Annotated in this window: 9 protein-coding genes; 3 read left to right on the forward strand and 6 right to left on the reverse strand. The window is 58.1% G+C overall.

The features are described 5' to 3' along the window. Positions 1–59: 59 nt before the first annotated feature. Together JDEN_RS04820 and valS are read right to left on the reverse strand one after the other, a co-directional pair. On the reverse strand, positions 60–1,874 hold the full coding sequence (locus JDEN_RS04820; protein ID WP_015771246.1) for an AMP-dependent synthetase/ligase: 1,815 nt from the start codon (positions 1,872–1,874) through the stop codon (positions 60–62). Between the two features lie 24 nt (positions 1,875–1,898). Beyond that, positions 1,899–4,604: a valine--tRNA ligase gene (gene valS, locus JDEN_RS04825; protein ID WP_015771247.1), complete on the reverse strand. Its 2,706-nt coding sequence runs from the start codon at positions 4,602–4,604 to the stop codon at positions 1,899–1,901. A 182-nt stretch (positions 4,605–4,786) separates the two neighbouring features. On the opposite strand from valS, the gene cofE reads away from it, so the two are divergent. Beyond that, on the forward strand, positions 4,787–5,602 hold the full coding sequence (cofE, locus tag JDEN_RS04830; protein WP_015771248.1) for a coenzyme F420-0:L-glutamate ligase: 816 nt from the start codon (positions 4,787–4,789) through the stop codon (positions 5,600–5,602). Positions 5,603–5,625: 23 nt separating this feature from the next. Here cofE and JDEN_RS04835 read toward each other — a convergent pair whose 3' ends face one another. From JDEN_RS04835 to proC, 4 genes are all read right to left on the reverse strand, one after another. Next, complete coding sequence (locus JDEN_RS04835; RefSeq protein ID WP_015771249.1) at positions 5,626–6,507, reverse strand: putative F420-0 ABC transporter ATP-binding protein; 882 nt, start codon at positions 6,505–6,507, stop codon at positions 5,626–5,628. Continuing rightward, positions 6,504–7,613, reverse strand: a complete 1,110-nt coding sequence (locus JDEN_RS04840; RefSeq protein WP_015771250.1) for a putative F420-0 ABC transporter permease subunit — start codon at positions 7,611–7,613, stop codon at positions 6,504–6,506. Before JDEN_RS04840 ends, JDEN_RS04835 begins: the two co-directional genes overlap by 4 nt. Before the next feature lie 5 nt (positions 7,614–7,618). Continuing rightward, positions 7,619–8,686: a putative F420-0 ABC transporter substrate-binding protein gene (locus tag JDEN_RS04845; RefSeq protein ID WP_015771251.1), complete on the reverse strand. Its 1,068-nt coding sequence runs from the start codon at positions 8,684–8,686 to the stop codon at positions 7,619–7,621. 129 nt (positions 8,687–8,815) lie between these two features. Beyond that, positions 8,816–9,631: a pyrroline-5-carboxylate reductase gene (proC, locus tag JDEN_RS04850; protein WP_015771252.1), complete on the reverse strand. Its 816-nt coding sequence runs from the start codon at positions 9,629–9,631 to the stop codon at positions 8,816–8,818. Positions 9,632–9,914: 283 nt separating this feature from the next. Between proC and JDEN_RS04855 the strand changes: the two genes are divergently transcribed. Both JDEN_RS04855 and ileS read left to right on the forward strand, forming a co-directional pair. Then, entirely contained in the window at positions 9,915–10,181 is a 267-nt protein-coding gene (locus JDEN_RS04855; protein ID WP_015771253.1) for a hypothetical protein, read from the forward strand. A 363-nt stretch (positions 10,182–10,544) separates the two neighbouring features. Further along, positions 10,545–13,763 carry an isoleucine--tRNA ligase gene (ileS, locus tag JDEN_RS04860; RefSeq protein WP_015771254.1) on the forward strand — a complete coding sequence of 1,073 codons (3,219 nt, stop codon included), beginning with the start codon at positions 10,545–10,547 and terminating at the stop codon, positions 13,761–13,763. Positions 13,764–13,806 lie beyond the last annotated feature (43 nt).

A 13,806-nucleotide genomic window follows, 5' to 3' on the forward strand; every position in this document is an offset into this window, starting at 1 on the left:
ACAGCAACGGCGTGTGTCGGGTTAACCCCACACACGCCGTTGACCTTGTGACAGAGCGCTTACTCGTCGTTCTGGGACACCGGCCCACCGTAGAGTTCGTCAATGGTTAAGGAGAAGTCCTTGAGGACTTGAGCGCGTTTTACTTTCATGGACGGAGTAAGGTATCCGTTCGATTCAGTGAAGTCTGTGGTGAGAACGGTGAACTTTCGGATGGACTCAGCCCGAGAAACTGCCTCGTTTGCGCGGGTGACGGCACGGTCAAGGGCAGCAAGGACTTGTTCATCTGTCGATGCCGTCGTCACGTCCATGGGGGGCAGGTTGTGCGATCGCAGCCAGCCAGGAAGCATATCGGTGTCCAGAGTGATCAACGCACCAATGAATGGGCGTTGATCACCAACGACAACGACTTGCGACACAATAGGGTGGCCACGTAACCGGTCCTCAAGGACCGCTGGAGCAACGTTCTTCCCTCCAGCGGTGACGATAATTTCTTTCTTGCGGCCGGTGATCCGAAGGTAACCGTCGTCGTCTAATGTGCCCAAGTCGCCGGTGTGGAACCACCCATCTTTCAGGGCCTCAGCTGTAGCCTGAGGGTTATTCCGATAGCCACGGAAAAGGTGGTCACCTTTGATTAGGATCTCGTGGTCGTCCGCGATTTTCACTGATGCACCGGGGAAAGGCAGCCCGACAGTCCCGATTTTCACGAGATGAGGGCGATTCACCGTTGTGGGTGCGCATGTTTCTGTGAGGCCGTACCCTTCCAGGATTGTCAGACCAATGCCGCGATAGAAGTGACCGAGTCGTTCACCCAACGGTGCACCACCAGAGATGGCGTATTCGGCTTGCCCACCTAACAAAGCCCGCAATTTTGAAAATACAAGAGCGGATGCAATCGCGTGCTGTGCTTTGAGGATTGCTGAGGGGCCTTCTTGGCGTTCACTTGCTCGTGAATACTGGATTGCCACTTTCGCAGCCCAGCGAAACAGTTTGAGTTTGCGGGGACCCGCTTTTTGTTCAGCTGAGTTGTACACCTTCTCAAATACTCGTGGAACCGCCAGAAGGAAGGTAGGACGGAACGAGGCGAGATCAGGGATGAGGTTTCGAGCATCGGGTGTATGCCCCATGACCGCACCTGAGGTCACGCACAACACCTGGATAAATCGGGCAAAGACATGTGCCAGCGGCATGAAGAGGAGGGTGCGCTTTCCTGGCGCACACACGTGTCCCAGGTCAGCAATTCCGTTGCGGGTCAGGAACACAAAGCTTCGGTGAGTAAGTTCCACACCTTTGGGGCGCCCTGTGGTGCCGGAGGTGTAAATGATGGTGGCTAGGTCGCCCCCGGTGACCGCGACAGAACGCTGTGTGACTTCGTGCGGGTCCGTGTTTGCGCCACGGGTAGCAAGCGTTGACAACGCGTCGTCATCAAGGACGAGAACCTCACGCAGATCAGGAAGATCGCGCGCTGCTTCCTGAGCGACCGCCAGGTGGGCGGAGTTTTCCACAATGAGGATGTTGACGCCAGCATCAGAGCAAATCCATTGCAGTTGTTTTGCAGAGGATGTCTCATACACGGGAACCGGCACGGCCCCGATAGCCCAGGCCGCAAAGTCAAGGAGAGTCCATTCGTAACGTGTGCGAGACATGATGGCGATTCGGTCGCCTACTGCGACACCTGAGGCGATAAGTCCGCGCGCTGTCGCCATGACTTGGTCGGCGAACTGTTGCGCGGTGACTGGTACCCAGCCGGAGGCCAGAGCGGTTTGCCGTTCGAAGAGTGTCTTACCACCTGCTCGCTGGACACGGTCAGCAAGCAAGGTGTTGATTGACGCTTCGGGAGGGTAATCGCACCGATCGGGCACTGATGATTCGTTCATAAGAGATCCTTGGATAGGGCGATGCTAGGCGCGGGGGGTTCGGGCAGGTGCTTCACCGAGCTCAACAGCGGTGATCGTCATCCCGCCGTGGTGGCTTGCGTCCGTGGAGTCAGGGTCGATCGGGGTGACACTGACGTTCTCAGCACGGCCTGCTGCGAGCACATCGGCCAGTGCAGTGTGGACATACGGTTCCCACAGCGTGGGAACGGCAAGTGTCGCACTGAGAATGGGGGTTTTCATCGAGACTTTTGCTTCTGACTTCACTTTACGCAGAGTTGCGAGTGCCGCTCCTGCTGCGGCGAGGAGGTCTGATGATGTGTCAGCGGCGACAACAGACAACTGCGCTGAGGTGGGCCATGGGCTGCGGTGGATTGACCCTTCGCGCCACCACGACCACACTTCCTCTGTGACGAAAGGAAGGACAGGGGCGAATAGCCGGAGCAGCACGTCCAGTGCGAGTGCGAGGGCTGTGCGTGCAGACTGGGCTTGTGCGCTGACTGTGTCGTGACCATCGGCATATGCGCGATCTTTGACGAGTTCTAGGTAGTCATCACAGAACGTCCAAAAGAAGGTTTCGGTCAGTTCTAACGCGCGGGTGTGATCGTAGGAGTTCAAGGCCTCAGTTGCACGGTCAACGACCTCCGCTAGTGCACCAAGCATTGCTTTGTCGAGTGGTTCACTCACGTGGGCTGGGTCGAGGCTGATGTGACCGTCGTCAGAAAACGACAGCGCAAACTTTGATGCGTTGAGAATTTTGATCGCGAGGCGGCGTCCGATTTTCATTTGGCCGACTTCGAACGCGGCATCGGTACCTAGGCGTGCCGAAGCGGCCCAATAGCGCACAGCATCGGAACCGTGTTGTTCCAGGAGCCCCATGGGGGTCACGACATTGCCTTTGGATTTGGACATCTTTTTGCGGTCAGGGTCAAGGATCCAACCCGAGATTGCGGCGTGCCGCCAGGGTAGGCAGTCGTTTTCCAGGTGGGAGCGCACAACTGTTGAGAACAACCACGTTCGGATGATGTCTTGTCCCTGTGGACGTAGGTCCATGGGGAACACTGTGCGGAACAGGTCTGGGTTGCTGATCCACCCACCAGCGATGTGCGGGGTCAGTGATGAGGTGGCCCAGGTGTCCATGATGTCTGGGTCGCCAACAAACCCGTGCGCTTGCCCACGTTGGTCTTCGGTGTACCCCTCGGGGGTGTCACTTGACGGGTCAATAGGGAGTTGCTCAGGGCGTGGCGTGATCGGGGAGTCGTATTGTGGTTCACCCGATCCATCCACCGGGTACCAGACGGGGAAGGGGACTCCGAAGAAGCGTTGACGGGACACAAGCCAGTCACCGTTCAGTCCTTCAACCCAGTTGCTGTAGCGCACGCGCATGAAGTCGGGGTGGAAGTGGAGTTCCTCACCGCGGGCCAGGAGTTCGGCCCGCAGGTCGCGATTGTTCGTGGGGCGTCCACCGTTACGGATGTACCACTGACGTGACGTCACAATTTCGAGGGGCTTGTCACCCTTTTCGAAGAAGTTGGTTTTCCGTTGTGTTGCTTGTGGTTCGCCGTCGAGGTCACCTGAGGCGCGCAGCGCATCGACAATGAGTTGGCGTGCGGAGAACGTGGTTTTTCCGCCAATGGCAGCATAAAGCTCGAGGCCTTGTTCCGCAGTGATCCACTCTGGGGTTTCTGGGATAATCCGGCCGTCTCGGCGGATGATGGAGCGGGTGGGGAGGTTGAGTTCGCGCCACCATTGGACGTCAGTGAGGTCACCGAAGGTGCAGCACATGGCGATGCCAGCACCCTTGTCTGGTTCTGCAGCCCGGTGCGCCAGGACGGGTACTTCCACACCAAACAATGGTGAGGTCACTGTGGTGCCAAATAAGTGTTGGTAGCGCTCGTCATCGGGGTGTGCGATCAGCGCAACACACGCTGCGAGAAGTTCGGGGCGTGTGGTCTCAATGAACAGTGGTGAGCCATCTGCAGTGTGGAACGCAACTTTGTGGTAGTGACCTGGGTAGTCGCGTGCCTCGAGTTCGGCTTGTGCAACAGCTGTTTGGAAAGTGACGTCCCACAGCCCAGGTGCCTCAGCTTGGTATGCTTCGCCTCGTTCAAGGTTGTTCAGGAAGGCCCGTTGCGCAACAGCACGCGCCTCGTCGCCGATAGTTTGGTATGTGCGTGACCAGTCAACTGACAGACCAAGTTTGCGCCACAACACCTCAAAGTGTTTTTCGTCCTCTACCGTCAGGCGTTCGCACAGTTCGACAAAGTTCTTCCGTGAAATGGGTTGTTGGTCGGCTGCTTTCACAGATTTTCCGTCACCACCCGCAAAAGGTGGTTCGTAGTTTGGCACGTAGGGCAACGAGGGGTCGCATCGGACTCCGTAGTAGTTCTGTACCCGTCGTTCTGTGGGGAGACCGTTGTCGTCCCACCCCATGGGGTAAAACACATTTTTTCCGGTCATCCGCTGGTAGCGGGCAATGACATCGGTGTGCGTGTAGGAGAATACGTGGCCGACGTGGAGGGACCCAGAAACTGTTGGTGGGGGAGTGTCAATGGAGTAGACCTGCTCACGGGTGGTGTGAGGGTCAAAGCTGTACGTGCGCTCGTTGTCCCAGGCGCGGTCCCAGCGGTCTTCAAGTCCCTCGACGCCAACTTTGTCAGGAACACCGGAAACAGTCGCGGAACGGGGGAAGTCAGGGTGGGTAGCGGCTGCGTTTTTGTCAAAGACACTCATGGTCAATCATTCTTCCATAACTTTCATGGGTCCTTTCGGCAGTATTCGTGAGGTTGTCTGTGTGATGTGACGGTGGGCTCAGTTGGCGCGGTGGGGTCAGCGTATGCTGGCTCCACCAAGAACAGGGTGTGACCTTGTCAGGTGAAGGGCTGTCAGGTGTGAACTGGTGGGAAGGGAAAGACATGATTCATGACGGGGCCGGCAAGCAGGGGGTGAGTGCCGCACTGCAGGTGTGGGCCGTGCACGGAGTTCCCGAGGTGACGCCAGGAATGAGCGTAGCTGAGCTGGTAGCTCAGTATGCTGGTGCGCTCCACGACGGTGATGTGGTGGTGGTGACCTCAAAGATCGTGTCCAAAGCAGAAGGACGTGTCGTCCGGGCGGATGATCGGGAGGCTGCGATCACAAGTCAGACTGTGCGCGAAGTGGCGCGCCGCGATCGAGTGGACGGACCACCGCTGCGCATTGTTGAAAACCCACTGGGGTTAGTGATGGCTGCAGCAGGTGTCGATTCCTCCAACACGAGCGAGGGGACGGTGCTGTTGTTGCCCGAGGACCCTGATTATTCCGCCCGACAGATCCGTGAGTTTCTGTGGGAAAAACGGACAGTCAACGTCGCCGTCATTGTGTCAGATACGGTGGGGCGACCGTGGCGCAGTGGGCAAACTGATATCGCCATCGGTGTTGCTGGGATGCAACCTTGGCGAGACTACCGTGGGCAAGTGGATCAAGCGGGACGTGCGTTGCACGTGACGATGAGCGTGATTGTGGATGAGTTGGCTGCTGCCAGCGATGTGGTGCGCGGAAAGAATAATGGCCGTCCGCTCGCTGTGGTCCGAGGTGTGAGTGAGGATGTGTTGCCGCCGGGAGACCACGGCCCCGGTGCACGGTCGTTAGTGCGTCTTGGCGAGGATGATTTGTTTGCTCGGGGAAGCAAAGAGGCCTTTGATGAGGGTTTCGCTGCTGGGCTTCGAGCCCGTGAGCGTCGCGCTCCACAGTGACAATGGTGATGCGATTGCTCGATTTACTGCACGCCAAGAGTTGTGTGGGGGCATTCTTGCTTTGATGGTTCAGGCAACGGGTTCAGAGCGATGATGAGTTCTCCGGTGTCCGGGTGGTCAAACATTGTGGCGTCGACTCCGTAGACTGCCCGGATTCGTGCGGGAGTTAAGACGTGGCGTGGTGTACCAGTGGCCACTATTCGCCCATGGTCAAGCAGGATGAGATTGTCGCAATAGCGTGCAGCGAGGGTGAGGTCGTGCATGGCGATCACCACGGTCGTCTGCGTGGCTACCTCTGGTGCTTTCCCACTGGCGGTGGGGGGCGTTGAGGTGCGGTGTGCCTGAGTGCTCACCGCGGCCAACACCTCAAATTGCGCACGAATATCAAGGTGGTTGGTGGGCTCGTCCACAAGGAGGATCTTGGGTTGTTGGGTAAATGCGCGCGCGACGTGGGTACGTTGGCTTTCTCCTCCGGACAGTGTCGTCATATCACGGCTGGCAAACGATGTCAGCTCCATCATGGTGATGTAGTGGTCAGTGACAGCGGCGTCATGAGGGGTTTCGCCAGCAAATAATGACCGATGCGGGATGCGGCCTAAGGCTACCGCGTCACGGACCGTCACCGGGGCGCCGGTATCGTTGTGCTGGTCGATTGTGGCCATCAGGCAGGCTCGACGGCGCGCACTCCAGGCGTGGACGTCGACACCGTCAAGGGTGACGTGTCCTTGTGTGGGGCGTATAGCTCCAGACAGGAGCCGTAACAGGGTTGATTTCCCGCTCCCATTGGGGCCTAATAGTCCGGTGACTTTACCGTGGGGGAAATCGACGGTCACATCGGTAAGAATGGGCACGCTACCAGCGTGCCAGGAGACGTGTGATAGCCGCAGCTGGTGGGGTTCGGTCATTGCGGTGTTCCTGACCGGTGGCGGTACAGCGCCCACGCGAAAATGGGAGCTCCGACAAGTGCCGTGATGACACCGACGGGGATTTCTTTTGGCTCCATGATTATGCGTGCAAGGGTGTCACTCCACATCAAAAAAACTGCACCACACATGGCAGAGAACGGTAACAGAAGGCGGTGGCGGGGGCCGGTAAACAGACGAACCGTATGCGGCACAATGATGCCGATAAACCCAATCGCCCCAGAAATAGAGACCAAAACCCCGACGAGCAAAGCAACAGCGATGAGAAGCGCCCATCGCCATTGCTCAACACGCACACCCAGCGCATGGGCATGGGACTCGCCAAAGGTGAACGCATCAAGGACGTTTCCTGTGGCAAGGAGCGGTAGCCCCACTACGACATATACAGCTACGCCAATGGCGGCTGAGTCCCAACTCGCTGATGCTAATGAGCCCAAAAGCCAGGCAAGAACCTCACGGTAGGTGTCTCCGGAAGCAGCGGTGAACACAACAAAAGAAACCAGTGCAGAGCACAATTGCGACACCGCGAGCCCGGCCAGAATCACCCGGGTAGGGGTGACGGTACCGAGTGCGCGGGCCAGCCCCAACGTCGCGATGAGTGCCCCCAGTGAGCCGAGGAACGCAGCGACAGGCAATGCGACACTCGCCGACAACACCAGCACACTGACCGCCCCTAACGATGCCCCTGACGACAACCCCACCAAATAGGGGTCCGCGAGAGGGTTGCGGGTCAGTGACTGCATGATGACGCCACTGATTGCCAACCCGGCTCCCACGAAACCTGCGGTAAGGACCCGAGGGAGGCGCAAATCCCACACCATTGCGTGTTCCAATCGGGACACCGCCACCCCAGGGAACCCCTCGCCCACACCACTTTCAGTGGCGAACACCTGGAGCACCTGCGCCACACTGATCTGTGCCGGGCCAACCAATACACCGCCGATGATGCTGGCGAGCACAACAACAAGTCCGGCGACCCCCCACGCGAGGGCCGCCCACCGGGGGCGTCCACCACGCGCACCAGTTGGCGCGGATTGCTCACCAGCCACCTGATGTGGACGGGGAATGTCGGTGGCTACCTGCGCCATGAAGGTCAGTCCTCCACGGTCAGGGCCGCGAGTTGGTCTGCGAGCGCCACCGCTCCATCCGCGGTACGCACACCTGGTTCTGTGGGCGGGAAGTCAATGACAAGATAACGGTCGTTCACAACCGCGTCGAGTGTTGATGCCACTGGGTGACTTGTCAAGATGTCCTTCTTTTTTTGCGCTGAGGACCATGACGAATCCACGAGGACAATGACGTCAGGGTTAGCATCAATGATTGCTTCCCAAGACATGGGTCCCCAGGTGTCGTCAATGTCTGATCCGATGTTACGCAGTCCTACGGTATCCATGACGAGCTGAGCTGAACCTGAACCTCCGCCGACGAATGGGGTGTCAGAGCCTGAGGAAAACCATAGGGCGCTGAGTCCACGACTATCGGGAGAGATCGCTGCCAGTTGTTCATTCATGGTGTCGACCAGGCTTTGTGCCTCACTGTGTGCATCGAATATTGTGCCGACTGTTGTGATCTCTTGTGCTAACGACTCCCAGGTCAAGGGATCAGGCCGGTACCCGTCTTCTTTGCAGGCGGATGGTGCGACAAGAGTGTTCACCCCCAGTTGGGTCAGTCGGTCGCGATCGGCTAGTCCTTCTGTGGTGACCATTGATTCCCAGCCTGCAAAAATCAGATCTGGTTCGGTTTCTAAGACTTTTTCCAATGATGGGAGACGTTCATCAAGTGGTGCCGACACGGCGGGTACTTGTGCGGCCTCATCCTCGAGCCAGGGGGCAACTGGGCCGTCAAGATAGCTTGTTGCAACGATCCGGTCACCACGTCCGAGGGCAAGGAGCAGTTCCGTAGTGGAGGATTTGAGGGTGACGACGCGCTCGGGTACTGAATCGAATGTGGCGGTCGTCCCACAATTGTCCACAGTCAGGGGGTAAGTGGTGGCTTCCCGTGTTTGGCTCGACGATGCGTTTGTGGTGGGTGAGTCTGGTGACGGCTGTGAAGGGGCAGAGCAACTTGCTACCAGCACGGCGCACAGTGAAGCACCCACGACAGCTCGCACACCACCACGAGGGCGGTACAACAAAGGAACAGGGAAGAAAGACGCAGACACGGGGACACCTCAACGTGGGAGTAAGCCGACAGAACAACACACACTTTGTGTGGCCATCGGCGAACAACCACGCCAACTCACTGCACTAACACCAGGGCAGGGGCCGTTAAAGAAGCATAACGCCTTCTGCTATCCCTGGTCACGCAGTTGTGCGTCACGGGCAACTGTTGCAGCCACCGCTTGGGTGACTGTTGATAAGAACCCATGTCGTTCCAACTCCAAGAGTCCTGCAACTGTTGTTCCGCCAGGAGAACACACTGAATCGATCAGTTCCCATGGGTGACGGTCAGACCCGGCTAGCAACGACGCTGACCCACGCACTGCTTGTGCAGCAACCGCGGTTGCCACATCTTTGGGCATGCCCGCGGCAACAGCACCACGGGAGAGCGCATCGATAAACAAGAACGTAAACGCAGGAGAGCTGCCAGCAATTGCAGTAAATGCGGAAAAGAGTGACTCATCAAGGACCGCGACCTGGCCAACCGCCTCAAATGCAGCAACCACTGATGCTTCGTCGGTCGAGGTGGCGTGTTCATTCACACAGACAGCGGTCATCCCTTCACGCAGGGAGGAATTGACGTTGGGCATGGCGCGAGCAATTCGGGTCCGTGCGGGAAGCATGTCAGCGAGTTGGCGAAGTGTCAGGCCTGCCGCCACTGACACCACGAGAGGGTCTGACTGCTCGATCTCCTCACCAATTTCCTCACACACAGTCTCAAACTGGGCGGGTTTGACTGCGAGAACTAAGATGTCTGACTCAAGCGCCACCAGAACGTTAGAGTCCAAGGACCGCACCCCCAACTCGGCGGCAAAAGCCTCGCGGCGAGCATGGTCGCGCGATGAGACAACGATGTCTGACGCATTCACGAGCCCGCTTGTAATTAACCCGCGAATGATCGCACTGGCCATATTTCCGATACCGATAAAACCGACTGTGGTGCTCATCGTGATCGCCTCCCTGTCGTGGTTGTCATTCTCCTTCCTACCGTACCGCTCTGTCACCGACAGCAACATGTGTCCACCTAGTGAGCGCGGACATGACCGTGGTAGACGAACGCACCGTTCGCTGTGACAATAAAGGCATGATCTCCCGCACACCATTGCTGATGACCGGCGTATACGCGCCTGTGCGTCGCGTGTGCGCGGTGCTGTGTTGCTGTTCGTGTTGTGCCTGAATAAGCGCCCACGTTCACCCCGGCCCTATCCGGCCAGCTCACAGAAAAGCACCATGACTGCCCTCTCACTCGCGTTGTCTCAACCAACTGCCACGACCGCCCCCTTGACCGCCGTGACCAGTGTGTCACCGATCGTGTCGCGGCCCCCTGGGGCGCCCTCGTACCATCGCGAACCGCTGCGAGCCGAACCGTCCCCCGAAGCAGCACATCGACAGTTAGGTGCCGCACACCTGAAAACAGGACGCCACGGGGTCATCACCATCGAATACCTTGTCCTGCATGACATCGAAGCATTCAGCGCACGATCACACACTCCCTAACCCACCCGCCCTGTCATTCGAGACACAGTAACCCGACGTGACGCGAGGAACCTCCACCCGCTACGATGGACAACATGTGGCGTTGACCCGGCTATCACCGGCGAGCCTCCGGAAGAAAAGGCCATGTCACGCGCAGTGATGAACCGTAAGGACTCACGCCCACCGGGACCCACGCGCGAAGCACAGCCCCAGTAGAACCGGACGGATCAGGCCCGTCATCACCTGGAATTGAGAGGTCAACTGTGGGGCATCCGCGTCCACACAGTTGGCAAGCGGGGTGGTACCGCGGCTCCGTGCCCCACGGCACGGTGTTCGTCCTCGCAGCGCCACGACTCAGCCGGTCCCACCTTGGAGTGCTCCACCATGGGTTCAAACTCCCGTTATCCGTTACACCGCGACACCACCGCGATCCCATCCTCGCCGAACTTCCCGGCCATTGAGGACGACGTCCTTGCCTACTGGGCGACGGACCACACCTTTCAGGCGTCCATTGATCAACGTGACGCGGGTGACAACGGCTCGAACGAGTTTGTTTTTTACGATGGTCCCCCGTTTGCCAACGGGCTTCCGCACTATGGGCACTTGCTCACCGGGTACGCGAAGGATGTTGTTCCGCGCTACCAAACGATGCGTGGCCGAAAAGTGGAACGGCGTTTCGGGTGGGACACCCACGGGCTTCCCGCAGAGCTTGAAGCCGAACGCGTCCTGGGGATTACTGACAAATCCCAAATCGAGGAAATGGGAATCGGCGCCTTCAACGAAGCCTGCCGCACCTCAGTGCTGAAGTACACCAAGGAGTGGGAAGAATACGTCACCCGACAAGCACGCTGGGTCGACTTCGAGAACGACTACAAAACCCTGGACGTCACCTTCATGGAATCGGTGATCTGGGCGTTTAAGCAACTGTATGACAAAGGGCTCGCCTATGAAGGGCACCGGGTTCTTCCGTACTGCTGGCGTGACGAAACCCCACTGTCAAACCACGAACTGCGGATGGACGACGACGTCTACCAATCCCGCCAAGACCCAGCGCTGACCGTTGTCCTGCCGTTGATTGGTGCCACCGGTGACCTCGCCGATGCGTCACTTCTCATCTGGACAACCACACCATGGACCCTGCCTTCTAACCTTGCTGTGGCTGTCGGGCCCGACATTACCTACGTCGTTGTCCGCCCCGCATCTGGTGAGTTCGCCGGGGCGAAGTTTGTCGTGGCCGAGGCTCGCCTTGCTGCCTACGCACGGGAACTAGGCGAAGCCCCGGAGATCGTGGCGACCCTCACCGGTGCGGACCTCACCGGACTCCACTACCAGCCTCCGTTTCGTTACTTCGCTGGAGCTGACAACGCCCACCAGGTCCTCGCCGCATCGTTTGTGACTACTGAGGACGGAACAGGGCTTGTCCACCTCGCCCCAGCATTTGGTGAAGACGACGCTGCCGTGTGCGCAGAAGCGGGAATTGCCACGGTCGTGCCCGTCGACTCTCAAGGCCGCTTTACCCCTGAGGTGAGTGACTACCAGGGGGTGCAAGTGTTCGATGCGAACCCCACGATCATCCGCGACCTCAAAGAACGAGCCTTGGTTGTCCGGCACGAAACCTACCAGCACTCATACCCGCACTGTTGGCGTTGCCGCAACCCGCTGATCTATAAGGCTGTGTCCTCGTGGTTTGTTCGGGTGACAGAGTTTCGCGACCGTATGGTGGAACTCAACGAGGATGTCACCTGGGTTCCCGAACACATCAAACATGGACAGTTCGGCAAGTGGTTGTCTAACGCTCGTGACTGGTCAATTTCCCGGAACCGTTACTTTGGAACGCCCATTCCTGTGTGGGTTTCGGACAACCCTGCCTACCCACGTATGGATGTGTACGGGTCTTTGGCGGACTTGGAACGTGACTTTGGGCGCCTGCCCCTCAATGATCGTGGTGAACCAGACCTCCACCGCCCGTACATTGATGACCTTACTCGGCCTAACCCTGATGACCCCACCGGTCAGTCCACGATGCGTCGGATCCCTGATGTCCTTGACGTGTGGTTCGACTCAGGTTCCATGCCGTTTGCGCAGGTTCACTACCCATTTGAGAACGCGGACTGGTTTGACAACCACTATCCAGGTGACTTCATTGTGGAGTACATCGGACAAACGCGTGGCTGGTTCTACACGCTGCACGTGTTAGCCACTGCGTTGTTTGATCGTCCAGCGTTCCGTACTGCGGTGTCGCATGGCATTGTCTTGGGTTCTGATGGCCGCAAAATGAGTAAATCGCTGCGTAACTACCCAGATGTGTCTGAGGTGCTGTCTCGTGATGGTGCCGATGCAATGCGTTGGTTCCTCATGTCCAGTCCGATCCTTCGTGGCGGGAACCTTGTGGTCACTGAGGACGGCATCCGTGATTCGGTACGTCAGGTGCTGTTGCCGGTATGGTCCACCTACTACTTCCTCACGATGTACGCGTCCGCGGTCGGGCAGGGGCAGGGGTATCTTGCGCGTGCTATCCGCGCTGATGAGGTGGGCGATTTGCCTGCTATGGACCGGTACATTCTTGCACGGACTCGCCACCTTGTGGATGGCATGACTGGTCAGCTTGATGGGTTCGACATTGCTGGTGCGTGTGAGTCTGTTCGTGACTATTTGGATGAGTTGACGAACTGGTATGTGCGCACACAGCGTGACCGGTTCTGGGCGGAAGACGAGACCGCGTTCAACACGTTGTTCACTGTGATGGAAACGTTGTGTCGTGTGCTTGCCCCGCTAGCGCCGTTGGTGTCTGAGGAAATTTGGCGCGGGCTCACTGGTGGGCGTTCTGTGCACCTTGTGGATTGGCCTGACATGTCTGGTGAGTTGGGGGCGGTTTTTGCGCCTGACGATGCGTTGGTTGCGACAATGGACGAATTACGTGAGGCGGTGTCCTTAGCGTTGGCGTTGCGTAAAGCGCACGCGTTGCGGGTGCGTCAACCGTTGTCCTCGCTCACTGTGGTGAGCGAGTCCGTGGATGCCCTTGCTCCGTACACAGGTCTTCTTGAGGGCGAACTCAATGTGCGTCAGGTGGTGTTGGAGCGTCTTGATGAGTCAGCAGCACAGCGCTATGGGATCAGTGAACAGCTGACAGTGAATGCTCGTGCAGCGGGTCCTCGTCTTGGTCGTGGTGTTCAAGCCGTGATTAAGGCAGCGAAAGCTGGTGCGTGGGACACTGTGAACGGTGAGGTTGTTGTTCACACCGCTGACGGGGACGTGCCACTTATAGCGACTGAGTATGACCTTGTTACGGTGGTCGACACTGATGCTGCGGATGCTCGTGCAGCTGCGGTGCTGGGGACTGGTGGGTTCATTGTTCTTGATGTGGCGTTGAGTGATGAGTTAATCGCTGAGGGTGTAGCGCGTGATGTGATCCGTGATGTCCAAGAAGCACGCAAGAACGCTGGGCTGAACGTTTCTGATCGGATTGTGTTGGACCTGGTGGTCGATGCAAGCGAGGTGGAGGCGGTGTCTACTCACCGTGATCTCATTGCCCGTGAAACGTTGGCAACGTCGGTGACTGTGTCTGCTGGTGACAGAAAGATCGCGGTTGCGGTAACGGCATAACACCATGACTGGGAACACCCGGTTGTGCCCGTGAAGTGAAGGA

It is taken from the genome of Jonesia denitrificans DSM 20603 (assembly GCF_000024065.1).
GTDB classification, from domain to species: domain Bacteria; phylum Actinomycetota; class Actinomycetes; order Actinomycetales; family Cellulomonadaceae; genus Jonesia; species Jonesia denitrificans.

Coding starts and splice junctions, on each gene's coding strand:
- JDEN_RS04820 (WP_015771246.1), bottom strand. CDS start 1,874: ATGAACGAATCATCAGTGCCCGATCGGTGCGATTACCCTCCCGAAGCG.
- valS (WP_015771247.1), bottom strand. CDS start 4,604: ATGAGTGTCTTTGACAAAAACGCAGCCGCTACCCACCCTGACTTCCCC.
- cofE (WP_015771248.1), top strand. CDS start 4,787: ATGATTCATGACGGGGCCGGCAAGCAGGGGGTGAGTGCCGCACTGCAG.
- JDEN_RS04835 (WP_015771249.1), bottom strand. CDS start 6,507: ATGACCGAACCCCACCAGCTGCGGCTATCACACGTCTCCTGGCACGCT.
- JDEN_RS04840 (WP_015771250.1), bottom strand. CDS start 7,613: ATGGCGCAGGTAGCCACCGACATTCCCCGTCCACATCAGGTGGCTGGT.
- proC (WP_015771252.1), bottom strand. CDS start 9,631: ATGAGCACCACAGTCGGTTTTATCGGTATCGGAAATATGGCCAGTGCG.
- JDEN_RS04855 (WP_015771253.1), top strand. CDS start 9,915: ATGACTGCCCTCTCACTCGCGTTGTCTCAACCAACTGCCACGACCGCC.
- ileS (WP_015771254.1), top strand. CDS start 10,545: ATGGGTTCAAACTCCCGTTATCCGTTACACCGCGACACCACCGCGATC.